Source organism: Leucobacter celer subsp. astrifaciens (genome assembly GCF_001273835.1).
In the GTDB taxonomy this organism is placed as follows: Bacteria; Actinomycetota; Actinomycetes; order Actinomycetales; family Microbacteriaceae; genus Leucobacter; species Leucobacter celer.
The window spans coordinates 52573-74310 of the sequence record NZ_JHEI01000150.1 but is presented as its reverse complement, the minus strand read 5'-3'; the positions used below and the strand labels follow the sequence as shown (position 1 = coordinate 74310).

General features: G+C 69.0%; 20 protein-coding genes and 3 pseudogenes. 11 read left to right on the top strand and 12 right to left on the bottom strand.

Annotation, left to right across the window (positions count from 1 at the left end; translation table 11 throughout):
• Nucleotides 1–4: 4 nt before the first annotated feature.
• From AMS65_RS17015 to AMS65_RS17005, 3 genes are all read right to left on the bottom strand, one after another.
• Nucleotides 5–1018, bottom strand: coding sequence for an ABC transporter permease (locus AMS65_RS17015; RefSeq protein WP_053385360.1), 1014 nt, complete (start codon nucleotides 1016–1018; stop codon nucleotides 5–7).
• Entirely contained in the window at nucleotides 1015–2520 is a 1506-nt protein-coding gene (locus tag AMS65_RS17010; protein WP_075201071.1) for a sugar ABC transporter ATP-binding protein, read from the bottom strand. The genes AMS65_RS17015 and AMS65_RS17010 overlap by 4 nt, the downstream gene beginning before the upstream one ends.
• A 64-nt stretch (nucleotides 2521–2584) precedes the next feature.
• Nucleotides 2585–3631, bottom strand: a complete 1047-nt coding sequence (locus AMS65_RS17005) for a sugar ABC transporter substrate-binding protein (RefSeq protein ID WP_053385358.1) — start codon at nucleotides 3629–3631, stop codon at nucleotides 2585–2587.
• A gap of 254 nt (nucleotides 3632–3885) precedes the next feature.
• On the opposite strand from AMS65_RS17005, the gene AMS65_RS17000 reads away from it, so the two are divergent.
• Together AMS65_RS17000 and AMS65_RS16995 are read left to right on the top strand one after the other, a co-directional pair.
• Nucleotides 3886–4356, top strand: a complete 471-nt coding sequence (locus AMS65_RS17000) for a SixA phosphatase family protein (RefSeq protein WP_053385357.1) — start codon at nucleotides 3886–3888, stop codon at nucleotides 4354–4356.
• 155 nt (nucleotides 4357–4511) lie between these two features.
• Complete coding sequence (locus tag AMS65_RS16995; RefSeq protein WP_053385356.1) at nucleotides 4512–5444, top strand: DUF4031 domain-containing protein; 933 nt, start codon at nucleotides 4512–4514, stop codon at nucleotides 5442–5444.
• 86 nt (nucleotides 5445–5530) lie between these two features.
• Here the strand turns inward: AMS65_RS16995 and AMS65_RS16990 are convergent, their stop codons facing one another.
• From AMS65_RS16990 to AMS65_RS20180, 4 genes are all read right to left on the bottom strand, one after another.
• The gene (locus tag AMS65_RS16990; RefSeq protein WP_053385355.1) at nucleotides 5531–6022 is read right to left on the bottom strand and encodes a hypothetical protein; all 492 of its coding nucleotides are present in this window, start codon (nucleotides 6020–6022) and stop codon (nucleotides 5531–5533) included.
• Between the two features lie 264 nt (nucleotides 6023–6286).
• Entirely contained in the window at nucleotides 6287–6658 is a 372-nt protein-coding gene (locus AMS65_RS16985) for a VOC family protein (RefSeq protein WP_053385354.1), read from the bottom strand.
• A gap of 50 nt (nucleotides 6659–6708) precedes the next feature.
• Nucleotides 6709–7392, bottom strand: a complete 684-nt coding sequence (locus AMS65_RS16980) for a DUF6498-containing protein (protein WP_053385353.1) — start codon at nucleotides 7390–7392, stop codon at nucleotides 6709–6711.
• 112 nt (nucleotides 7393–7504) lie between these two features.
• On the bottom strand, nucleotides 7505–7996 hold the full coding sequence (locus AMS65_RS20180) for a DUF6389 family protein (protein ID WP_206542008.1): 492 nt from the start codon (nucleotides 7994–7996) through the stop codon (nucleotides 7505–7507).
• A 358-nt stretch (nucleotides 7997–8354) separates the two neighbouring features.
• Here AMS65_RS20180 and AMS65_RS16970 point away from each other — a divergent pair, with 358 nt between their 5' ends.
• The 6 genes from AMS65_RS16970 to AMS65_RS16945 are packed head-to-tail and all read left to right on the top strand — an operon-like array spanning nucleotide 8355 to nucleotide 15156.
• Nucleotides 8355–9305: an ABC transporter ATP-binding protein gene (locus tag AMS65_RS16970; protein ID WP_053385352.1), complete on the top strand. Its 951-nt coding sequence runs from the start codon at nucleotides 8355–8357 to the stop codon at nucleotides 9303–9305.
• The gene (locus AMS65_RS16965; protein ID WP_053385351.1) at nucleotides 9302–10327 is read left to right on the top strand and encodes an aliphatic sulfonate ABC transporter substrate-binding protein; all 1026 of its coding nucleotides are present in this window, start codon (nucleotides 9302–9304) and stop codon (nucleotides 10325–10327) included. The genes AMS65_RS16970 and AMS65_RS16965 overlap by 4 nt, the downstream gene beginning before the upstream one ends.
• Entirely contained in the window at nucleotides 10324–11175 is an 852-nt protein-coding gene (locus AMS65_RS16960) for an ABC transporter permease (RefSeq protein ID WP_053385350.1), read from the top strand. Before AMS65_RS16965 ends, AMS65_RS16960 begins: the two co-directional genes overlap by 4 nt.
• Complete coding sequence (acs, locus tag AMS65_RS16955; RefSeq protein WP_083451802.1) at nucleotides 11175–13259, top strand: acetate--CoA ligase; 2085 nt, start codon at nucleotides 11175–11177, stop codon at nucleotides 13257–13259. The genes AMS65_RS16960 and acs overlap by 1 nt, the downstream gene beginning before the upstream one ends.
• Nucleotides 13256–14590: an O-acetylhomoserine aminocarboxypropyltransferase/cysteine synthase family protein gene (locus tag AMS65_RS16950; protein WP_053385349.1), complete on the top strand. Its 1335-nt coding sequence runs from the start codon at nucleotides 13256–13258 to the stop codon at nucleotides 14588–14590. Before acs ends, AMS65_RS16950 begins: the two co-directional genes overlap by 4 nt.
• Nucleotides 14587–15156: a CoA-binding protein gene (locus AMS65_RS16945; protein ID WP_053385348.1), complete on the top strand. Its 570-nt coding sequence runs from the start codon at nucleotides 14587–14589 to the stop codon at nucleotides 15154–15156. The genes AMS65_RS16950 and AMS65_RS16945 overlap by 4 nt, the downstream gene beginning before the upstream one ends.
• A 287-nt stretch (nucleotides 15157–15443) precedes the next feature.
• On the opposite strand, the gene AMS65_RS16940 is transcribed toward AMS65_RS16945, so the two are convergent.
• Nucleotides 15444–15980, bottom strand: coding sequence for a 2-phosphosulfolactate phosphatase (locus AMS65_RS16940; protein ID WP_075201063.1), 537 nt, complete (start codon nucleotides 15978–15980; stop codon nucleotides 15444–15446).
• A 122-nt stretch (nucleotides 15981–16102) separates the two neighbouring features.
• On the opposite strand from AMS65_RS16940, the gene msrB reads away from it, so the two are divergent.
• Together msrB and AMS65_RS16930 are read left to right on the top strand one after the other, a co-directional pair.
• On the top strand, nucleotides 16103–16504 hold the full coding sequence (gene msrB, locus AMS65_RS16935; RefSeq protein WP_053385346.1) for a peptide-methionine (R)-S-oxide reductase MsrB: 402 nt from the start codon (nucleotides 16103–16105) through the stop codon (nucleotides 16502–16504).
• Nucleotides 16505–16803: 299 nt separating this feature from the next.
• Nucleotides 16804–18196, top strand: a pseudogene (locus tag AMS65_RS16930) (LLM class flavin-dependent oxidoreductase).
• Nucleotides 18197–18220: 24 nt separating this feature from the next.
• On the opposite strand, the gene AMS65_RS20175 reads toward AMS65_RS16930, so the two are convergent.
• The 4 genes and pseudogenes from AMS65_RS20175 to AMS65_RS16915 all read right to left on the bottom strand — a co-directional run.
• Nucleotides 18221–18670 carry a hypothetical protein gene (locus AMS65_RS20175; protein ID WP_053385345.1) on the bottom strand — a complete coding sequence of 150 codons (450 nt, stop codon included), beginning with the start codon at nucleotides 18668–18670 and terminating at the stop codon, nucleotides 18221–18223.
• Between the two features lie 127 nt (nucleotides 18671–18797).
• Nucleotides 18798–18974 (bottom strand): annotated as a pseudogene (locus AMS65_RS20170) (iron chelate uptake ABC transporter family permease subunit); the annotation flags it as partial.
• 288 nt (nucleotides 18975–19262) lie between these two features.
• Nucleotides 19263–20210 (bottom strand): SDR family NAD(P)-dependent oxidoreductase, encoded by a 948-nt coding sequence (locus tag AMS65_RS16920; protein WP_053385344.1) that lies wholly within the window; start codon nucleotides 20208–20210, stop codon nucleotides 19263–19265.
• 68 nt (nucleotides 20211–20278) lie between these two features.
• A pseudogene (locus AMS65_RS16915) lies at nucleotides 20279–20955 on the bottom strand (SDR family NAD(P)-dependent oxidoreductase); the annotation flags it as partial.
• A 27-nt stretch (nucleotides 20956–20982) separates the two neighbouring features.
• Here AMS65_RS16915 and AMS65_RS16910 point away from each other — a divergent pair.
• Entirely contained in the window at nucleotides 20983–21681 is a 699-nt protein-coding gene (locus tag AMS65_RS16910; RefSeq protein ID WP_157502400.1) for a TetR/AcrR family transcriptional regulator, read from the top strand.
• Nucleotides 21682–21738 lie beyond the last annotated feature (57 nt).

The following is a 21738-nucleotide window of genomic DNA, read 5'->3' as shown; positions in this document are numbered from 1 at the left end:
GCTGTCAGCGCCCCTTCCGTTCTCGGACCGCCGCGACCGCGAGCACCACGAGGATGAGCGCGCCCTTGGTGATGCCGACCCACTGGCTCTCGACGCCGAGCGAGACGAAGCCGTTGTTGAGCACGGCGACGAAGACCGCGCTGAAGAGCGTGCCGCTCACGGTCACCACGAGGCGGCGCGAGAAGGCGATCGACATGAAGGAGGCCAGCAGGATGTCGATCAGCACCTGCTCGCCGATGCCCGGCAGCGCGGCGGAAAGACGGCCGGTCATCGCGATGCCGGCGATCCCGGCCAGCACGCCGGCGACGATGTAGCTGCCGAAGACGTATCGTCCGGGTGAGAGCCCGGCGATCTTCGCGGCGAGCGGGTTCTGCCCGACGGCGTACGCGTTCACCCCGAGGCGGGTGCGCCCGATCACCACGACGATCACCGCGAAGATCACCAGCAGCAGCAGAACGCTGCCCGGCACCCCGAAGAGCGAACCGTCCCGGAGCCAGATCAGGGCGTCGTCGCTCACCGCCACCTTGACGTTGTCGGTGATCACGATCGTCAGGCTCAGCAGCGCCGACATCGTGGCCAGCGTCACGAGCAGCGGTCGCACGCCGGCTACGATCACCGCGCCGTTGATCGCTCCCGCGGTGGCGGCCAGCAGCAGCCCGATGCCGACGGCCGCCGCGAAGGGGATGCCCTGCTGCAGCAGCAGTGCGACGATCGCGCCCGTGAAGCCGAGCGTCGCGCCGATCGAGAGGTCGATGCCGCCGCGGGTGACGTCGTCACCGCCGACGATCACCACGATCGTGAGCCCGAACGCCGCGATCGCGTAGACCGCGGCCTGTGTCAGCATGGTCACGAGATTCGACGGGGCGAGGAAGCCCGGGGCGGTCAGGGCGAACAGCACGATCTCCGCGAGCACGATCAGGTACCCGACGCCGCCGATCCACGCCGGCGTGCCGCGTCGTTTCACCCGCTCAGGAGCCGGGATCGCGACGGGATCCGCCGCCACAGCGCTCGAACTCATATCTGATACTCCTCGTTCACCGTTGCGGCTCCGGACGAGAACGCGAGCACCTGCTCCGCCCCCAACTCCTCGTTGGGCAGCTCCGCCGTGATCCGCCCCCGATAGAGCACCAGGATCCGGTCGGAGAGCCCGAGCAGCTCCTCCAGGTCCAGGCTGATCAGCAGCACCGCGGCACCGGCTTCGACCAGCGTCGAGATCTCCTGGTAGATCTGCTCGCGGGAGCCGATATCGACCCCGGCGGTCGGCTGGTCGAGCACGAACACCCGCGCCTCGGCGGCCAGCCACTTGCCGACGGCGACCTTCTGCTGGTTGCCTCCCGACAGCGTCGACACCGTCGCGGATCCGCGAGCCGGCCGGATGCCCAGCCGCTCGATGATCCGCCTCCCGAGCGCACGCTCCCTGCCGCGGGAGATCAGCCCCGTGGGCCCGGTCACCCGGCCCAGCCCCGCGAAACTCAGGTTCTCGTCCACCGTGTGCGTGACCAGCACACCGTCGCGTCGGCGATCCGCCGGTACGTGCGCGCCGCCCGCCGCCACGAACTGTCTCGGTGAGGCGACCCTCTTCCCGTCGAGGTGCACGGTGCCGCCGCGGGAGGACAGCCCCGAGATGGCTCCGGCGAGCTCCTCGACGCCGGAGCCCACGAGACCCGTGACGCCGACCACCTCGCCCGGGCGCAGCTGCAGCGAGAAGCTCTCGATGCGGTCCGCGACGCGCAGCTCCTCGATCTGCAGCAGCGCCGGGGCGTCGGACGCGGCCGAGGCGGCGCCCTGGCGAGCGCTCGCGTACTCGTCGACCTGGTGCCCCACCATCAACTCGACGACGTCGTCGAGCGAGCCCGTGCGGCGATCCTGCAGCGAGAGCTCCCCCACCTTGCTCCCGTTGCGCAGCACCACCACCCGGTCGGCGATGCGCTGCACCTCCTGCAGGTAGTGGGAGATGTAGATCATCGCGACCCCGTCGGCCCGCAGCCGCTCGATCGTCGCGAACAGCCGCTCGACCTGCTCGGCGGCCAGCGGCGCGGTCGGTTCGTCGAGCACGAGCACGCGCGGACGCTCGGAGATGGCCTGGGCGATCTGCAGCTGCTGCTGCTCGGCCACGGTGAGATCGTCCACGAGGGTGCGCGGAGACACCTCGAGCCCGACCAGTTCGCGCAGCCGGCGCTCCGCCTCGGCGTACATGCCGCGCCCGGTGAACCGCGGCGCCGAGCTGGAGCCGAGGAAGAACTGCTCGGCCACGGTCAACCGGGGTGCGAGGTGGCGATCCTGGTGGATGACCCGGATCCCGAGCGCCTCGGCATCAGCCGGCGTCGAGATCTCGGCGGGCTCGCCGTCGACGCGGATCTCTCCGGCGTCCCGAGCGTAGAGCCCCGTGAGCACCTTGATCAGCGTGGACTTGCCCGCACCGTTCTCCCCGAGCAGCGCGACGATCTCGCCGGCGCGGACGTCGAGGTCGATCTGCGAGAGCACCTCCACCCGGCCGAAGCGCTTGTCAATGCCGCGCATCTGGAGCACCGCGGGCGGGGCAGATCGCCCGCCCGCACCCGTGGCCTCCTGCGGCAGAAGAGCGCTACTCCGCGCCGACAAGACCCAGTTCCTCGCGCTTCTCGTTGACGTTGGACTTGTCGATGAAGACCGCCTCGAGGTAGGTGCTCAGCGGCACTTCGTCCTCCTGGCCACCCAGGTAGCGGGCGACGTTGTCGGCCGAGGTGGTGCCGAAGAGCGAGGGCTGCTGCGCAACCGTGAACTGGAAGCTGGACTCGGGATCCGCGATCAGGTCCAGGGCCCCCGGCTCGGCGTCGACGCCGTAGACCTTGACGTCGCGGCCGGCCGCGTCGATCGCCTGCGCAGCACCGATCGAGGGGAGATCCCAGCAGGACCACACGGCGTCGATCTCATCCTCGGAGAGACGCGTCAGCACATCGGTCACCTGATTCTTGGCGTGCTCGATGGTGCCCTCGTACACGTCCTGCAGCTCGGGCTCGATGGTCTTGATGCCGGGGTAGTTCTTGAGCACGAGCTTGAACTCGTCGTAGCGGATCTGGCAGGGCACGACATCGTAGAAGCCGTTGAACACCAGCACCTCGCCTTCTCCTCCGATGTCCTCGGCGAGCGTGCGGGCGAGCGTCGAGCCGATCTGCCAGTTGTCCGAACCGATGTTGTTCACCGAGTAGGGGCTGGCGTGGTCGATCGTGAAGAGCGGGATGCCCGCGTCGTGCGCCTTCTTCAGCGCCGGCTCGAGGGTGACGGTGTCGCCCAGGATCACGACGATGGCGTCCACGCCCTGGCTGATGAGGTTCTCGACGTTGGCGATGTGCTTGTCGTCCTGCGCGTCGGCCTGGGTGGCGACCACCTTGCCGCCGAGCTCCTTGACGCGGTCCTGAACGCCCTCGTAGGTCAGGCGCCCGAAGTCGCGCACCACATCCTTGGCGGCGACGCCGATGGTCTTGCCGTCGAGCGAGGGCACGTCGGCGGACGCGCTCGCGGAGCTGCTCTTCTCAGCGGAGGTCGAGGAGGCGGTCGATGCGCCCTCCTGCTTCACGCTGCAGCCGGTGACGAGGAGCGCGGTCGCCGCGATCAGCGCGAGGGTTTTCGTGGCGGTGGAGAGCACAGACATATTAGGGATACCTCACGTGGGGTCGGAGAAGTCGGAGAAGCATTCGAGAGCTTCGGCCAGGGCCGGAACGGGTTCAGCTTAGAAACGCGGGGCATCACCCCACAATCGCGCGTGACACGCAAGGTAAACTTATGGTTCTTAGAACGTGTCCTAATAAATAACGGTTCGCCCGGTTCACTCTCCCGTCCACGCAATGCCCGGGTTGCGACCGTACGCTTGCAAGGAACTCGAAGGCGACCCGGCGGAGGCAGACGATGATCGAACTCATCCTGGTGCGGCACGCGAAATCGGACTGGGGCGATCCCGGACTCGACGACCATGAGCGACCGCTCAACGGGCGGGGCGAGCGCGACGCTCCCGTGATGGCCGCGCGGCTCGCGCAGTCGGGCATCGAAGTGGAGCGCATCATCTCGAGCACGGCCGTACGGGCGCGGACCACGGCCAGGGCGTTCGGCGCGGCGCTGGGGGTTGAGGTTGAGCTCGATCCGGAGCTGTACGCCGCACCGGGTTCGAGGCTGCTGGCGAAGGCCGTCGCGACCGGTGCAGCGTCCGTGATGGTGGTGGCGCACAACCCCGGGATCTCCGACCTTGCGGCACGACTATCGGGCGGCGGCATCGAGCACATGCCGACGTGCGCCGTGGCCCGGTTCGAGTGGGATGCCAGGTCTTGGGATGAAGTTGAAGGTCGGGTGGCGGATCAGTGGGGGTTGGATACGCCGCGGTAGAGGCCGAGGCGGGTTTCGACTCGCTTCGCTCGCTCAACCGGCGGGGGTTCGCTCAACCGACAGATCGAGGGTAGATCCTGCGACTCCTTCGTCGCGCAGGATGACGGAGTAGCGCGCAGGATGACGGGTGAAGACCCCCGCAGTACGCTGAGGGGATGGCGATCCTCATCGACCCGCCCGCGTGGCCCGCGCACGGCACGCTGTGGAGCCACCTCGTCTCCGACAGCGACTACGACGAGCTGCACGCCTTCGCCAAGCGCCTCGGGATCCCGCGCCGCAGCTTCGACCTCGACCACTACGACGTTCCCGCCGCGCGATACGAGCAGGCCGTCGCCCTCGGCGCCCGGGCCGTGACCGCCAAAGACGTCGTGCATCAGCTGCGCAAGTCCGGCCTGCGCGTGCGGCAGGTGGAGCGCGAGACCGTCACACCCGTGCGCCGCCGCCAGTATCTGGCCTCCGAATGGACCGAACTCGGCGCACTGCTCGGCACCGCAGACTCCCACCGCGCCGACGACTGGCATCACCTCGGCGAGCACCTCATCGCCCGCTGGAACGAACCCCACCGCAGCTACCACGACGAGCGCCACCTCGAGGACGTGCTGCTCGCCCTCGACCACCTCGCCACCCGCGGCGAGCGCCTCTCCCCCGCGACCCTGCTCGCGGCCTGGTTCCACGATGCCGTCTACACCGGCACCCCCGAATCCGACGAGCTGAGCTCCGCCCACCTCGCGACCGCGTCCCTCAGCGAGTTGCGCGTCGACGCCGGACTGGTGAGCCAGGTGAGCGAGTTCATCGTCGCCACGATCCCGGCGCGCGAGGTTCCGGATCCCGCGGCGCCGCTCGCCCACCTGCTCGACGCGGACCTCTCGATCTTCGCCGCTGCCCCGCACCGCTACGAGCAGTACGCGGTCGCGGTGCGCGCGGAGTACGCGCACGTGCCGGAGGCCGACTTCGCGGCGGGCCGATCCCGCATCCTCAGCAGCTACCTGGCACAGCCCGCGATCTACCGCACCGGCGCCGCGCAACTGCTCTGGGAGCGGCGAGCGCGGCAGAACGTGAGCGCCGAGGTCGAGCGGTTGAGGGGATAGATCCTGCGACTTCGCGCAGGATGACAGGGTGGGCGCGGGATCGGGTTTCGACTCCGCTTCGCGCCGCTCAACCGGCAGGAGTGGGGTCAAGCGGGGCGCGCGAGGCGGCGCCGGCGGACGAGCGCCACGATCCACTCGACCACCAGCCAGGCGAAGGCCGCGAGCCACAGCGCGGCGGCGGCCGTCGCGACGACGGAGTTCAGCCCGTCGGTCGCCGCGTGCACCGCGTCAGCGTTCGGTCCGTACGCGCCCAGCCAGACCTGGAAGGTCGAGCCGAAGTAGGCGTCGCCACCGTCGGGCATGAAGACGCCGAGCACCAGCACCCCGAGCGAGGTGAGCCACGCGGCGATCGTCGCGCGCAGCCGCGCGGCACCGAACAGCTCCCGCTTCGAGAAGAAGCCCTGCGCGGCGATCACGATCTGCAGCGCGTAGCCGGCGAGCAGCACCAGGATCGGTCCGAGGATGATGATCACCACCATCCATCCGGTGGAGAAGGATTTCAGCGCCCACGCGAGGAGCGGCACGACGATGAGCGCGACTCCCGTGAGGGTCGAGAGCGGGGTCCGTGAGGAGAGCATGTGATCAGTCTGGCAGGGACCCGCTTCAGTTTCGATATTTCGTCTCGTCGCTGCGCTCCGCTCAACCGGGGGTGAGATTCTGCGACTCCCTGGCGCAGTAGCGCCACCGCGAAATGCGCAGAACGCTGACGCGTTCTGCCTCAGCATTTCACGCACGCAGAATGACGAAGAAAACCCAATCAGTGGTGATGAGGCCTTGGTTTCGACTCCGCTGCGCTCCGCTCAACCAGCGGCATCCGCTGCGCTGCGCGCAACCGGCGGCGCTCAGTCGAGGCGTTTCCGGAGCAGGCAGAACTCGTTGTCCTCCGGGTCGAGCAGCACGTGCCACTGGGTGCCCTCACCCTGGCCGATGTCGGCCGGACGGGCACCGATGGCGAGCAGCCGCTCGAGCTCGGCGTCCTGATCCCGATCCGTCGGATTGATGTCGAAGTGCAGGCGCAGCTTGCCCGTCTTGGGCTCGGTCACCGGCACGAAGACCAAGGTCGGCTGCATCCCGCCGAAGCCCGACTCCGGCCCGATCTCGATCGCGCCGTCGTCGGTGTCGAGCACGACGAAGTCGAGTACCTCGCACCAGAAGGCGGCGAGCTTCTGCGGATCCAACGAGTCGATGATCAGTTCAGACAGACGTGCAGCCATGCCCGCCAGCCTACTGGGGCGGAGTCGCGGCAGCCACGGCGCAATCCCGATCAGCCCTGCATAGTATCGCTCGGTGCCCCGGAGGCACGCTTCCGCCCGCCGAACGGGCTCCACAGGTCGGTCGCGAAGTGCAGCGCCACGAGCAGGATCGCCGCCGCGGGCGGCCAGCCCAGGCTCTCGATGAGCCAGGCCCCGCCGAGGATCGTCAGGTGCAGCGCGATGATCCTGCCGTACGGGCTCGCGAAGAGGGTGGTCGCCGAGGGCAGACTCTCGCGGGGCCGGAAGAGGTCGAGCACGAGTTGCACGACGCTGGCGACGCCCCACACGAGCAGGATCCCGCCCCAGTCGATCGATCCCGAGTCCGCCCCGCCGAAGCCGCCGATCCCACCGGCGTCCCCGCCACCGCTTCGGAACGGCGCGAACACGCCCAGCACGATCAGGAACACGAAGACGCCGTGCACCAGCGTGAAGATGCCGTAGTGGAACACGAAGAACACGATCAGCAGCGGTTTCGCCGCGGTGCTCGTCGCCGGCATGTTGTTCACCGTGACCGCCCGCTGACCGGGATCGCTGAGCCGCTCGGTGCGGATCATGGCGATGACGTTGCGCAGGCCGAGCGTCACGTTCTCGAGCCAGTAGAGCACGATCACCGCGCGCCAGTCCCAACCGAAGAACAGGATCCCCACGATCGGCAGCACGACGTACGCGGCGAAGGTGGCGATGCGCGAGGTCACCCGACCATCGTACGCGCAGGTGCGGATCCTGCGACTGCGCGCAGGATGACCGGGGTGGGTTCGCAGGGTGAGGGCTCCGCACCCTAGCCGTCGTTCATCACGGCCGCCGCGTTCAAGCGAAGAACTCGCCGGGGGCGCCGATGCACCACCGGTCCGCGGGCGCTCCCGCGGGCAGCAGGAGTTCGATCCACTCCGCCACAGCATCGACGACAGCTGCCTCGAGGTCGTCACGGGTCCATCCGCGCGGCCGGGAGGGCACCTCCGGGTCCCAGCCGTCCTCGCCCCACACCACGCCGAACAGGTGACGCCGGTCGTCGAAGCGCCGGTCGAGCACGAACGCGTCGCGCCCCTCGAAACGCGCCCAGACGTCGAACGGTCCCTCGCCGTCCTGATCGACGAAGACGTCGACCACGATCCCCTCGACGCCGGCCCCGGCATCGTCCGCCGCGTCGGAGAGCCGCGAGAGCCGGGTGGCCGTCTCCGCGGAGAACTCGGAGAGGATCCGTTGCAGAGCGCCGCGGTACCCGTCCACCGCCGGCTCGTCCGTCGACTCCGTCGTCCGCTCACCCGGCTCGGGCACGATCGATCCCTCTTCGACACTCACGCCATCAACGATATCCGGGCGCCCGGCATCAGCCGCGCACCCGGGCGCACCCGTACACGAGCTCGGCGGCGCACCCGTCCGCTCACGCATGATGACGGCGGCCAGGGGCTGGGTGTCATACGCGGAGTGTAGATCCTGCGACCCGCTGGCGCCGTAGCCTCACCGCGACATGCGCAGAACGCTGACGCGTTCTGCCCCAGCATTTCGCGCACGCAGGATGACGGGAAGTGCTCGGCCGCGCGATTCGCCGAGCAACAGGATGCCGGACCGCCCCCCAGACCGAGAACCCCGACCGATTACGTCGCTGTGTTACGCCGCGCTTTCGGGATCCCACCGCGACCCGGCAGGCTAGAGAACTATGCCCGAACACGTCGGAACGCCCGCGGCTGCGCGCACGACCGCTCCCGCGGGACGGGTGCACGTCGCCGGGGTCGAGCGCACGTTCCCCACGAAAGAGGGCGCCCGCACCGTGCTGCGGGATCTCACCCTCGACGTGACCGCCGGCGAGATCATCGCCGTCGTCGGCCCCTCCGGGTGCGGCAAGTCGACGCTGCTGCGCCTCATCGGCGGGCTCGACTCCCCCACCGTAGGCACGATCACGCTCGACGAGGAAGAGGTCAAGGCGCACGACGACTCCACCGCGATCGCGTTCCAGGAGCCGCGCCTGCTGCCCTGGCGCACGATCGCCCAGAACGTCGCGATCGGTCTGCCCCGCGGCACCCGGGGCCGCCGGGCCAGGGAGCGCGTCGCCGAGCTGCTCGAGCTCGTCGGGCTCACCCACGCCGCCGACCAGCGCCCGCGCGAGGTCTCCGGCGGCATGGCGCAGCGTGCCTCGCTCGCCCGCGCCCTCGCCCGCAGCCCGCGCGTGCTTCTCCTCGACGAACCGTTCGGCGCCCTCGACGCGCTCACCCGGCTGAAGATGCACGACCTACTGCTCGACATCCACCGCGCGCAGCCGACCACGATCGTGCTCGTGACCCACGACGTGGAAGAGGCCCTCTACCTCGCAGATCACGTCCTGCTGCTGCGCAACCTGCACGCCGCGCAGACCGAACCCGAGCGGCCTCGCGCCAAGGTCGTGGCGCTCGGATCCACCTCGGGCATGAGTGCGCTGGGCGCGGCCCGTACCCCCGGCCTGACACCCCCCGCCGAGGCCGACGCACCCCGCACCACGGGGTCGATCGCCCGCCTCGTGTCCGTCCCCGGCACGCGCCCGCGCGATCGCGGCGCGCGCACCTTCACCGACCTGCGCACGAGCCTGCTCGACGGGCTGGGCGTGCACAAGATCACCACACAGGAGAACGCATGAGCATCATCACCCGACGCCTCATCCCCGCCGCCGTCGCCGCGGGCGCGATGGCCCTCGCCATGACCGGCTGCGTGCAGGGCGAGGGCGGCGCCAGCGCCGCGTCCGCCGAGGGCGGCGAGTGGTCGACCAGCACCCTCTCGATCGACTGGGCCACCTACAACCCGCTCAGCCTCGTCGTCAAGGACCAGGGCCTCATCGAGGAGGCGCTCGGCGATTCGGTCGACGTGGAGTGGCTGCAGTCGGCCGGCAGCAACAAGGCCAACGAGCTGCTGCGCTCCGGGTCCATCGACGTGGGATCGACGGCCGGATCGGCCGCGCTCTTCGCCCGCGCCAACGGCTCCCCCATCAAGGTGATCGACATCTACTCGCAGCCCGAGTGGTCGGCCATCGTGGTCGGCGCCGACAGCGGCATCACCGACGTCGCCCAGCTGAAGGGCCAGTCGGTCGCCGCGACCAAGGGCACGGACCCCTACTTCTTCCTGCTGCAGGCGCTCGAGGAGGCCGGCCTCGGCGTCGACGACGTCGAGGTGCAGAACGTGCAGCACGCCGACGGCCGAGCGCTGCTCGACGGCGGATCGGTGCAGGCTTGGAGCGGACTCGACCCGATCATGGCGGCGGCCGAGGCGGAGTCGGGCGCCGAGCTCATCTACCGCAACGTCGACTTCAACACGTACGGCTTCCTCAACGCCACCGAGGAGTTCATCACGGATCACGCCGACGTGGCCCAGGTCGTCGTCGACGCGTACGAGGAGGCCCGTGTCTGGGCCCTCGCGAACCCGGACGAGGTGGCGCAGCTGCTCGCCGACGCCGCCTCGATCGACCTCGAGGTCGCGAAGACCGTGATCGCCGAGCGCTCCAACCTCGACGTCTCGGGTGTGCCCGGCGAGGCGCAGGTCTCGGTGCTCACGAAGATCTCGCCGATCATCGCCGAGTCGGGCGACGTGGCGGGCGGCCAGGAGGTCCTCGACGAGGCCATCGCGACGATCGTGCACGACGAGTTCGCGCTCAAGGCGACCGAATGACCGATGGCACGACCGCGGTCGCGCGCTCATCCGAGCGCGCGACCGACACCGCAGGGGTCGCGCAGCAGCGCGCGCCCCTGCGTTCACCCCTGTGGTCGCGTACCTGGGTGCGGATCGCGGGCGGCTTCGTCGTTCCGCTCGTCATCCTCGCGGTCTGGCAGTTCGTCACCGCGACGGGCATCGTGCCGCCCTACCGGCTGCCGGGGCCGTGGTCGGTCGTCGAGGCCGGCATCGAACTGATCGAGCGCGGCCAGCTCTGGCTGCACATCGCCATCTCGGTGCAGCGCGTCTTCATCGGCTTCCTGTTCGGCTCGGTCATCGCCCTCGGCTTCGCCGCGATCGTCGGCCTGTCGCGTGCCGGCAGCGTGCTGCTCGCCCCGATGCTCGTCGCCATCCGCGCCGTGCCGTCGCTCGCGTGGGTGCCGCTGCTCATCCTGTGGTTCCAGGTGGGCGAGGAGTCGAAGATCATCCTCATCGCGATCGGCGCGTTCTTCCCGGTCTACACCACCGTGGCCGATGCCCTGCGCCACGTGGATCCGCAGCTCGTCGAGGCGGGCCGCACCTTCGGGCTGCGCGGCTGGTCGCTGTTCCGCACCGTGCAGCTGCCCGCCGTCGTGCCGTCGGTCGTCTCGGGCCTGCGCCTCGGGCTCGCCCAGGCCTGGCTGTTCCTCGTCGCCGCCGAGCTGATCGCCGCGTCGATGGGTCTCGGCTGGATGCTGAGCGATTCGCAGACGAGCGGGCGTGTGGATCGGATTCTGCTGTCGATCGTACTGCTGGCGCTGCTCGGCACGATCACGAACGCGATCCTCGTCGTGTTCGAGAAGGCCGTGCTCCGGAGGTGGATGTGATGACCGAGGTGGATGCGAGCGGGACCGAGACGGATCGCGGGATCTCGGACGACGCGACCGCGGCCAGCACCGAGGCGCGTCTCAGCGAGACGCGATCCTTCGCCCCGTCCCCCGAGTTCGCAGCGCAGGCGAACGTCGACGCGTCGATCTACGAGATCGCGAACGCGGATCCGATCGCCTTCTGGGAGCGAGCGGCCGAGCGCCTCGACTGGGACGAGCCGTGGCATACGGCGCACACCTGGTCGCCGCCGGTCGGCATTGCCGGCGAGAACGGCGACCCCGAGAGCCTGAGCATTCCCGAGGCGACGTGGTTCGCCGGCGGCAGGCTCAACGTCGCCGCCAACTGCGTCGACCGGCACGTCGCGGCCGGGCGGGGCGACAAGGTCGCGCTGTTCTTCGAGGGCGAGCCGGGCGACCGCGAGGCGGTCACCTACGCCGAGCTGCAGCGCCGCGTGGCGCGCGCCGCGAACGGGCTCACCGCGCTCGGCATCGAACCGGGCGACCGCGTGGTCGTCTACCTGCCGGTGCTCGTCGAGACCGTGGTGATCGCGCTCGCCTGCGCGAGGATCGGCGCCGTGCACTCGCTCGTCTTCGGCGGGTTCTCGGCTGAGGCCGTGCGCTTCCGCCTCGAGGACACCGGGGCGAAGCTGCTCGTGACGAGCGACGGGCAGCACCGCCGCGGCAAGCGGGTCGAGGTGAAATCGATCGCCGATGAGGCGGCGCGGGATCTGCCCGCCCTCGAGCACGTGCTCGTCGTGCGCCGCACCGGCCTGGACGTGCCGTGGACCGAGGGCCGCGATCTCTGGTGGCACGACGCGATCGATGCGCAGCCCGATGCGCACGATCCCGAGGCCTTCGACGCCGAGCACCCGCTGTTCATCATCTACACCTCGGGCACCACCGGCAAGCCCAAGGGGCTCGTGCACACCTCCGGCGGGTATCTCACCCACGCCAGCTGGGCGCACTGGGCGCACTTCGACGCGAAGCCCGACGACGTGCACTGGTGCACGGCCGACCTCGCGTGGGTCACGGCCCACACCTACGAGATCTACGGGCCGCTCTCGAACGGGCTCACGCAGGTGATCTACGAGGGCACGCCCGACGCCCCGCACCGCGAGCGGCACCTCGAGATCATCGAGCGCTACGGCGTCAGCGTCTACTACACGGCCCCGACGCTCATCCGCACCCTCATGACCTGGTTCGGCGACGAGCTTCCGGCGGGCCACGACCTGTCGTCGATCCGGCTGCTCGGCACCGTCGGCGAGGCGATCAACCCCGAGGCCTGGGTGTGGTTCCGCCGCAACTTCGGGCGCGACGAGACACCCGTGGTCGACACGTGGTGGCAGTCGGAGACGGGCGCGGCGATGATCGCGCCGCTGCCGGGCGTCACGACGTTGAAGCCCGGCTCGGCGACCGTCGCGCTGCCCGGGATCGACATCGCGGTGGTCGACGAGGCCGGCGATCCCGTCGCCCCCGGGCGATCCGGAACGCTCGTCGCGCGCCGCCCGTGGCCGGGCATGGCGCGCACCGTGTGGGGCAACCCCGAGCGCTACCGCGACTCGTACTGGGCGCCGTTCGCGGGGCACGGCGAGCACGGCGGCTACTACGTCGCGGGCGACGGCGCGACCATCGACGCCGACGGCTGCATCTGGATCCTCGGCCGCCTCGACGACGTCGTGAACGTGTCGGGCCACCGCCTCTCGACGATCGAGATCGAGTCGTCGCTCGTGGCGCACCCGGCCGTCGGCGAGGCCGGTGTGACGGGGGTCTCCGATCCGATCACCGGGCAGGCCGTCGCGGCCTTCGTCGTCGACGGAGCGGCCGGCGAGGCCGCGCACGACGAGTTGCGCGCCCAGGTGGCGCGCGACATCGGGCCGATCGCGAAGCCCAGGATCATCGTGCGCGTGCCCGAACTCCCCAAGACCCGCTCGGGCAAGATCCTGCGCCGGCTGCTCGCGCAGCTGTGGCAGGGCGATACGCTCGGCGATACGACCAGCCTGCAGAACCCCTGGGCCGTCGACGGTGTGCGCGAGGCCGTGCGCCTGGCCCAGCAGCACCACGTTTCAGTGAAGGAGACCACATGAGCGAGCATCAGTTCGGGTTCCGCACCCGGGCCCTCCACGCGGGCGGAACGCCCGATGCGGCGACCGGCGCGCGCGCCGTGCCGATCTACCAGACCACGTCGTTCGTGTTCGACGACGCGAAGGACGCCGCCAACCTGTTCGCGCTGCAGAAGTACGGCAACATCTACTCGCGCATCGGTAACCCGACGGTCGCCGCGCTCGAGGAGCGCATCGCGTCGCTCGAGGGCGGCATCGGCGCGGTCGCCACGGCGAGCGGCATGTCGGCCGAGTTCATCACCTTCGCGGCGCTCGTGGGCCAGGGCGACCACGTCGTCGCCTCGGCGCAGCTCTACGGCGGCACCGTGACGCAGCTCGACGTGACGCTGCGCCGCTTCGGCGTCGACACCACCTTCGTGGCGAGCTCCGACCCCGAGGAGTTCCGCAAGGCGATCCGCGCCAACACCAAGGTGCTCTACGTCGAGGCGATCGGCAACCCGGGCGGCGAGATCTCCGACCTCGAAGGTCTCTCGGCCGTCGCGCACGAGGCGGGCATCCCCCTCGTCGTCGACGCCACGCTCGCGACCCCGTACCTGCTGCGCCCGATCGAGCACGGCGCCGACATCGTGATCCACTCGGTCACGAAGTTCCTGGGCGGCCACGGCACCACGCTCGGCGGCATCGTCGTCGAGGCCGGTACCTTCGACTGGGGCAACGGCAAGTTCCCCACGATGACCGAGCCCGTCGAGTCGTACGGCGGCATCAAGTGGTGGGACAACTTCGGCGAGTACGGCTTCCTCACCAAGCTCCGCAGCGAACAGCTGCGCGACATCGGCCCGGCGCTCAGCCCGCAGTCGGCGTTCAACCTGCTGCAGGGCGTCGAGACGCTCCCCCAGCGCATCGACGCGCACGTCGCGAACGCACGCGTCGTGGCCGAGTGGCTGGCCAGCGACCCTCGGGTGTCGTTCGTGACGTGGGCCGGCCTCGACGGACACCCGCACCAAGATCGCGCGCAGAAGTACTTCCCCCTCGGGCCCGGCTCGGTGTTCGCCTTCGGCGTGCGGCCGTCGGGATCCTTCGCCTCGGAGGCCGAGCGCCTGCAGGCCGCCCGCGCCACCGGCGAGAAGCTGATCGAGTCGCTGCAGCTCGCGAGCCACCTCGCCAACATCGGCGACGCCCGCACGCTCGTGATCCACCCCGGATCGACGACGCACCAGCAGCTCACCCCCGAGCAGCTCGAGGCCGCCGGTGTCCCGGCCGACCTCATCCGGATCTCCGTAGGGCTGGAGGATCCGGAGGACATCGTGTGGGATCTGGATCAGGCCCTCACCCTCGCGACAGGAGAGAAGCGATGAGCGACGCCACCACCCCCGTCCCGCCCGCAGCGGGTGCCGCCTGCGCGCTCCCGGCACCGCCCGCAGCCCCCGCTCACGCCGAGCGCACCTGGCAGGGTCCGACCGCCGCGGCACGCCTCGGGATCCTCAGCCGTGCGAAGTCGATCGCGATCGTCGGCGCATCGAGCAATCCCGCGCGCGCGAGCTACTTCGTCGCCACCTACCTGCTGTCGAGCTCGCCGTATGAGGTGTACTTCGTGAACCCGCGCGCCGACGAGATCCTGGGCCACAAGGCCTACGCCTCGCTCGCAGATCTGCCGGTCGTGCCCGACATCGTCGACGTGTTCCGCAAGGACGAGGATCTGCCCGGCGTCGCCCGCGAGGCCGTCGAGGTCGGTGCGAAGGCGCTGTGGCTGCAGCTCGGCTCGTGGAACGAGGAGGCCGCCGCGATCGCGGAGGAGGCCGGCCTCGACGTGGTCATGGACCGCTGCGTGAAGATCGAGCACGCCCGCTTCCACGGCGGCCTGCACCTCGCCGGCTTCGACACCGGCGTGATCTCCTCGAAGCGCCAGGTCGTCGCGCGGTAGTCGCGCTGGTTGAGCGAGCCCACCGCCGGTTGAGCGAGCGAAGCGGGTCGAAACCCGAGTGTTGCCTTGGTTTCGACCCGCTTCGCTCGCTCAACCGGCGGATTCATAGTGCGTCCCCCAAGTCGCCCTGCGCGAGCATGTCCCCCACGTCATCCTGCGCGAGCGGAGCGAGTCGCAGGATCTCACCGGCGGATGCTGCGTTCTCCCGCCCCGAATGAACGCGGAGTCCCGAATGGCTGCTTCGATTCGCTGAAAGCAGCCATCCGGGACTCCGCGTCGAGCTTCGGCTATCCGCCGACGCGAATCGCCTCATCCTCGGCGTCGAGCTCGGCCGCGGCCTTGACCTCGTCACGGCGCCCGGCCTCGTTGAGGGCGAGGCCCGCGGCGCTCGCCGAGAGCAGGTGCTTGAGCGCCCGCTTCAGCGGGCGAAAGCCCTCGGTCGCGACCGCGACGTCCGGTGCGGAGTGGTCGATGCCCAGTGCCGACAGCGCGTCGCCGATGGCGCCCGCCGCGAGGTAGTCCTCGACGGCAAAGTCGCCGTCATCGCCCGCGAGCACAAGGTTGATCGCGGTGCGCCCGCCGCGCGCCAGCTGCTCCGCGTAGATCGCCTTCGCGGTTGCGGTCGCGTTGCGCAGCGATCCCGCGAACACCGCCGGCCCGTGCGGTAGCGCGGCCGCACGAGCGGTGAGCTCATCGGAGGATCCGTCCGCGTCGGGGATCGCATCGATGATCACGACGACGCCTGCCTCAGCCAGCCGGGCGAGCCCGCGGTGCCCCCAGGCGAGGCGCACTTGGTAGGTCGATTGCGAACGCGAATCCGTCATCCTTTCAGAGTAGAGCCGCCGCGACGCGACGATCCGATGCGGCCGTCATGAAGCGTCATGAATCGGACGAGGAGTCGCACCTCGCCGCGGACGGACAGGGGTGAAGCGGTAGAATCGCGGGTATGGCATACGAAGTCGAGAAGTCCGAAGAGGAATGGCGTCAGGAGCTCGGTGAGGAGCAGTACGCCGTGCTGCGCCAGGCCGGGACCGAGCGTGCTTGGACGGGTGAGCTGCTCGACGAGGAACGCGCGGGCTTCTACACCTGCGCCGGCTGCGGCAACGAGCTCTTCGAGAGCGGTACCAAGTTCGATTCGCACTGCGGCTGGCCCAGCTTCTACGACTCGGTGCGCCCGGAGGCGGTCGAGCTGCTCGAGGACAACTCGCTCGGCATGGAGCGCACCGAGGTGCGCTGCGCCCGCTGCGGCGGCCACCTGGGCCACGTCTTCCCCGACGGCTTCGGCACCCCCACCGGCCAGCGCTACTGCATGAACTCGCTCTCGCTGAACTTCAAGCCGGAGGAGTAGGCGCACCGCCGGTTTCGCAGCTTGAGCAGCGTCCCCGCCGGTTGAGCGGAGCGCAGCGGAGTCGAAACCCGTCGAGGACTCAATTCCGGGACGTCGATTCACCGATCGCGCAAGTGACGACGAAACATAACGTCGCTTGATGCAACACAGCGGCATAGAGGATGACCCGCGCCTCCCGCTTCGGTAGCTTCTGAGGAGCCCGCCGCGCCGATCGCGGTCGATGGCGTCCCGGTTCTGAAGGAGCATCCACCGTGTCAGCAGCAGCGCAGCGCAAGCACATCAGGCTCAACGCCTTCGACATGAACTGCGTGGCCCATCAGAGCTCCGGGCCTGTGGCGTCACCCCGACGATCAGGCGTGGCGCTACAAGGACATCGAGTACTGGACGAACCTGGCCCGCATCGCCGAGCGCGGCCTGTTCGACAGCATCTTCATCGCCGACGTGCTCGGCACCTACGACGTGTTCGGCGGCAACGACATCGCGGCGATCCGCAACGGCGCGCAGGTGCCCGTGAACGATCCCGTGCAGCTGGCCGCGGTCATGGCGGCCGTCACCGAGCACGTGGGCTTCGGGATCACGGCGGGCACCGCGTTCGAGCATCCGGTGCCGTTCGCACGCCGGCTGTCGACGCTCGACCACCTCACGAAGGGGCGCGTCGGCTGGAACGTGGTGACGGGTTACCTGCCGTCGGCGGCCCGCAATCTCGGCCAGGACGACCAGCTCGAGCACGATCAGCGCTACGATCACGCAGACGAGTATCTCGAGGTGGTCTACAAGCTGCTCGAGGGATCGTGGGAGGACGACGCGGTGGTGCGGGATCGCGAACGCGGGGTCTTCGCAGAACCCGACAAGGTGCACCACATCGGTCACCACGGCAAGCACTTCAAGGTGCCCGGCATCCACCTCTCCGAGCCCTCCCCGCAGCGCACTCCCCTGGTGTTCCAGGCTGGAGCATCGCCCCGGGGGATCCGCTTCGCCGCACGGCACGCCGAGGCGATCTTCATCGCCTCGCCCACGAACGCGGTCGCCAAGAAGAGCGTCGACGCGATCCGCTCCGCCCTCGTCGAGGCGGGCCGGGAGCCCGACTCCGCCAAGATCTACCTGCTGCTGACCGTCATCGTGGACGAGACCGACGAGCTCGCCCGCACCAAGCATCAGGAGTACCTGTCGTACGTCAGCCCGGAGGGCGCGCTCACCTTCCTGTCGGGGTGGATGGGCATCGACCTGTCGCAGTACGACCTCGACGAGCCGCTCGGCAACGTGGAGAGCAACGCGATCCAGTCGACGGTCGCCGCGTTCCAGGCCGACAACCCCGGGGGTCGGGCGTGGACGGTGCGCGACATGGTCGAGCTCAACGGCATCGCGGGCCTCGGAGCGACGATCGTGGGGTCGGCCGCGACGGTCGCCGACGAGATGGAGCGGATCGTCGCCGAGACCGGCGTCGACGGCTTCAACCTGGCCTACGCGGTCACGCCGGGCACCTTCGAGGACGTGGTCGAGCACGTCGTGCCCGAACTGCAGCGACGCGGCGCCTATCCGACCGAGTACCCGACCGGCACGCTGCGCAACAAGCTCTTCGGTGCGGGCGACCGCCTGCCCGAGGATCACCGCGGCTCCCTCTACCGCGTCGGTGCGCCGCTCTCCACGATCGACGACTCCATCCGAGAGGGAGCGCTGGCGGCCGCGCGCTGAGGCTCTTCAGACTCCGCTGCTTCGTTACCGAAGCCTGGCCATCGGAATCACCATCGGGGCACCCGTTTCCGGATCCGGCACGACCCGGCAGGGCAGCTCGTACACCTCGTCGATGAGCTCCGCCGTGATGACCGCCCCGGGAGGCCTCGCGGTGACGATACCGCCGTCCTTCATGACGATGAGCCGGAATCCGCCGACACTACCGCGTTTGATCGCGAGGAGGTAGACGATCATCGCCGTGACGGCGCCGCCGACCAGCGCCCTCGCGGCGACGTCGAGGTATCGGGTGGAGCCGATCCACAGCATCACTACGATCGCCCCGGTCGCCACTGGAACACCACGAGCCTCGCCTGCGGGGTTCGCATCGAGGTAGATCGGCGCTTCGAGCACCCGTTGCGGCGGCAGCGCGTATGTTCCCAGTCCCAGAGACACAACCGCCAGGCTCGTCAAGACGAGAACGAGGAACGCACTCACGGCGACGCTCCTCGCGCCGAGAAGCATCGAGATTCGCCCTGCGCGGACCCTGATCGAACGGTAGCCGTGGTCGATAACCGGACCGGAGTTCGTTGTCACAGCCGGTCACCGATGGCCGCCGTGCCAGAACGATGAGCACGGGGGCTCCGACCAGAGGCGTGATCAGGCCGACCCGCAGCTCGCCGCTGGGAAGAATGATGCGCCCGATGATGTCGGCGATGAGCAGCAGAATCGGTGATGCGACCAGCGTGTACGCGATGATCCACCGCTGGTCCGGCCCCACCAGCCAGGACCCGGCACACATGCGGAGCTGTTGGAGCTGCCCGGCGGCGCGTACGCCCGCTTGCACGCCGCAGCGACCCTCGCCGAGGGATTCCGAGCGGAGGCACGGGACGCGGGGTGGACTCCTTTCTGCGAGGCAGTCCTGTTCGGAACCTGCGGATACACGCAGGCGATCATCGAGTCCACCGGAAGAGACCGATCGAGTTTCTCCTCATCAGAGACCTTCCCACATGTCCAGACCGTTGCAGACTCCGCATCGCGGTGTTGTACTGGGACTGTTTGCGGCCGATGCGAGGAACCTCAGTGAGGTTCAATCGCTCATTGCGTCCCATACGAGATTCAACTCGTCGGTGGTGCGCTGCCAGAGTTCCTTCGCGAGCTTCCGATCGTTTACCGCACCGTGCATGAGCGCGAGACGTGGTGGTCTGCTGCCTGTTGCCGAACCTGGCCCCCAGATCTGACCACCGTTGACATCCGGGTCGAGTGCGGCTCTAACCGCAGGCCATGCCGCACGGTCTTTGCCTTGGACGAACGGCCGCATCAGTACCGCCCCGCGCCGCTGAGCCGGCGTGTGCATGAGTGCCGGTGCGCGATCCGGTGTGAGCGCGCCAACGGCGCCACCAGGGTGAGCGATGAGGCTCATCATCGAAAGGCTAGAATCCCGGAGGCGCCGGTCGAGTTCGAGCGCGAAGAGCATCTGTGCGAGCTTCGCGGTGCCATAGGTGCGGAACCCGCGATATTTCCTCTCCCGCTGCTCACGGTCGTGAAGACTGATGCGCCCCACCCGTTGCGCGACGCTTCCCATCGTGACCACGCGCGCGCCGGCAGTCCTCGCGAGATGCGGGAGAGCCGCGGCGGCCAGTCGGGCATTGCCGTAATGGTTCGTGCCGAGGACGAACTCGTAACCGTCGGAGGTTGCCTTGCGCTGATTCTGCGCAAGCGCGGCAGCATTGAGGATGAGGCCGTCGACGCGGTCGAGCTTGCCGATCTGTTCACCGGCGGCACCGGCGGATTCGAGTGATGCCAGGTCGAGAGAGATGAAGTCCAGTCGCGCATGGGGCACGTTCCTGGTGACGGCTTGGATGGCGAGCCGGGCTTTCATCTCGTTGCGTGATGCAATGATCACGGTCGCTCCTGCACTGGCGAGTTGTTCGCTGATGAAGTAGCCGATGCCGGCGTTGCCGCCGGTGACGACGAAGGTCTTGCCGCTCGCGTCAGGGAGATGGTTCGGGTCCCACTCAGTGGTGTGCTCGGTCATCAGATAGCCGTCGATCCGCCGTCGATGGGGATGGTCGCACCGTGAATATGGTCTGCAGCCGGGCTTGCGAGGAACGCGACGAGGCCCGCGACCTCGTCAGCGGTGCCCGGCCTGCGGTCGGGGTGCCGCTGGGTGAGTGCTTCGAGGTGCTCTCGGTAGGGCGCGTTGTCTTCCGTGACCGTCGGGCCGGGTGCGATCGCGTTCACGCGGATACCTGCCGGGGCGAGTTCGTCGGCCCAGGAACGAGTGAGCGAGTGAAGAGCGGACTTGCTCGCACCATAGAGGCCGGCTGCAGCCATACCGATGCTCCCCGCATTGGAGCCCATGTTCACGACAGTGCCGCTTCCACGCTCCTTCATCCGGGCACGAGACTCGCTGTGAGCACGATCGGTGCCGCCACGTTGACCGTCAGTGCGGCCGCCAACTGCTCATCGGTGACCTCGAGCATCGACTGACCAGGGATGAGCGCGGCAGCGTTGTTGACGAGGATATCGATTCCTCCCCGCACGGCCGACGCTTCTGCAGCCAACGCACGAACCGCATCCGGCCCCGCACCCAGGTCGGCGATGACGGCCTGCGCCGTGCCGCCGGCATCGCGGATCCGCGTGACGACAGTTTCAGCTCGATCTCGATCGCGGCCGTGCACGAGAACGAACGCGCTCTCCACCGCGAGGCGAAGCGCGATCGCCTTCCCGATGCCGTTGGTCGCTCCGGTAACCAGCGCGGTCCGGTTCGTCAATGTCATAGTGAGCCTCCTGGTCGACTACATATTTTGGACTTCAGAGTCCACTATGCAGAGGCGACAATGGACTGTCAAGTCCAGAAATGTTACGGTGGATACATGACGACAGCCAAGGGAGCTGCCACCCGCGCCCGTATCGTCGACGCCACGGTCGACGCGCTGGTGCGCGGCGGGAGGGCGGCGGTGAACCTCGACGACATCCTGACGTCGACGCGCACCAGCAAGAGCCAGTTGTTCCACTACTTCCCAGACGGCAAGCAGGAGCTCATCCGTGTCGCGACGCAGCAACAGGTGCACCGTCTCGCTCTCGAAGCGACCGCCCCGATGAAGACACTCGAGGAGTGGGAGCAATGGGTGACCGGCGTAATCCGATTGCACCGACTGCAGACCCGCGAGGACGCCTGCGAGGTCGCTGCCCTGGCTGCCCGCGTACTGGATCCCGACCCGACCGAACGCGACGTCGTCGGCGGGAGCTTTCGGGCGTGGCACGCACACCTCCGGGACAGTCTGACATCGATGAGAGACGCCGGGGTTCTGAGCACCGATGCCGACCCGGGAGCACTCGCCGCACTGTTCGCGACGAGCCTGCAGGGAGGAGCAGTGATCGATAAGGCGACCGGAAGCCTGGACTATCTCGAACCCGCACTTCGAGCCTCCCTCGCTTACCTGCGCCGCTTCGAGCGCTCCTCGACCGCGCCAGCAAGTGCGAACACCGTGGAGGAGCCGTGAGAACCGAAACCCTGCGGACGATGGTGCGCCCGGAGGACCAGCGACGAAGTCTGCCGG

Coding starts and splice junctions, on each gene's coding strand:
- AMS65_RS17010 (WP_075201071.1), bottom strand. CDS start 2,520: ATGCGCGGCATTGACAAGCGCTTCGGCCGGGTGGAGGTGCTCTCGCAG.
- AMS65_RS16950 (WP_053385349.1), top strand. CDS start 13,256: ATGAGCGAGCATCAGTTCGGGTTCCGCACCCGGGCCCTCCACGCGGGC.
- AMS65_RS16995 (WP_053385356.1), top strand. CDS start 4,512: ATGGCGATCCTCATCGACCCGCCCGCGTGGCCCGCGCACGGCACGCTG.
- AMS65_RS16945 (WP_053385348.1), top strand. CDS start 14,587: ATGAGCGACGCCACCACCCCCGTCCCGCCCGCAGCGGGTGCCGCCTGC.
- AMS65_RS17000 (WP_053385357.1), top strand. CDS start 3,886: ATGATCGAACTCATCCTGGTGCGGCACGCGAAATCGGACTGGGGCGAT.
- AMS65_RS16965 (WP_053385351.1), top strand. CDS start 9,302: ATGAGCATCATCACCCGACGCCTCATCCCCGCCGCCGTCGCCGCGGGC.
- AMS65_RS16940 (WP_075201063.1), bottom strand. CDS start 15,980: ATGACGGATTCGCGTTCGCAATCGACCTACCAAGTGCGCCTCGCCTGG.
- AMS65_RS16990 (WP_053385355.1), bottom strand. CDS start 6,022: ATGCTCTCCTCACGGACCCCGCTCTCGACCCTCACGGGAGTCGCGCTC.
- AMS65_RS16920 (WP_053385344.1), bottom strand. CDS start 20,210: ATGACCGAGCACACCACTGAGTGGGACCCGAACCATCTCCCTGACGCG.
- msrB (WP_053385346.1), top strand. CDS start 16,103: ATGGCATACGAAGTCGAGAAGTCCGAAGAGGAATGGCGTCAGGAGCTC.
- AMS65_RS17005 (WP_053385358.1), bottom strand. CDS start 3,631: ATGTCTGTGCTCTCCACCGCCACGAAAACCCTCGCGCTGATCGCGGCG.
- AMS65_RS16960 (WP_053385350.1), top strand. CDS start 10,324: ATGACCGATGGCACGACCGCGGTCGCGCGCTCATCCGAGCGCGCGACC.
- acs (WP_083451802.1), top strand. CDS start 11,175: ATGACCGAGGTGGATGCGAGCGGGACCGAGACGGATCGCGGGATCTCG.
- AMS65_RS17015 (WP_053385360.1), bottom strand. CDS start 1,018: ATGAGTTCGAGCGCTGTGGCGGCGGATCCCGTCGCGATCCCGGCTCCT.
- AMS65_RS16970 (WP_053385352.1), top strand. CDS start 8,355: ATGCCCGAACACGTCGGAACGCCCGCGGCTGCGCGCACGACCGCTCCC.
- AMS65_RS16985 (WP_053385354.1), bottom strand. CDS start 6,658: ATGGCTGCACGTCTGTCTGAACTGATCATCGACTCGTTGGATCCGCAG.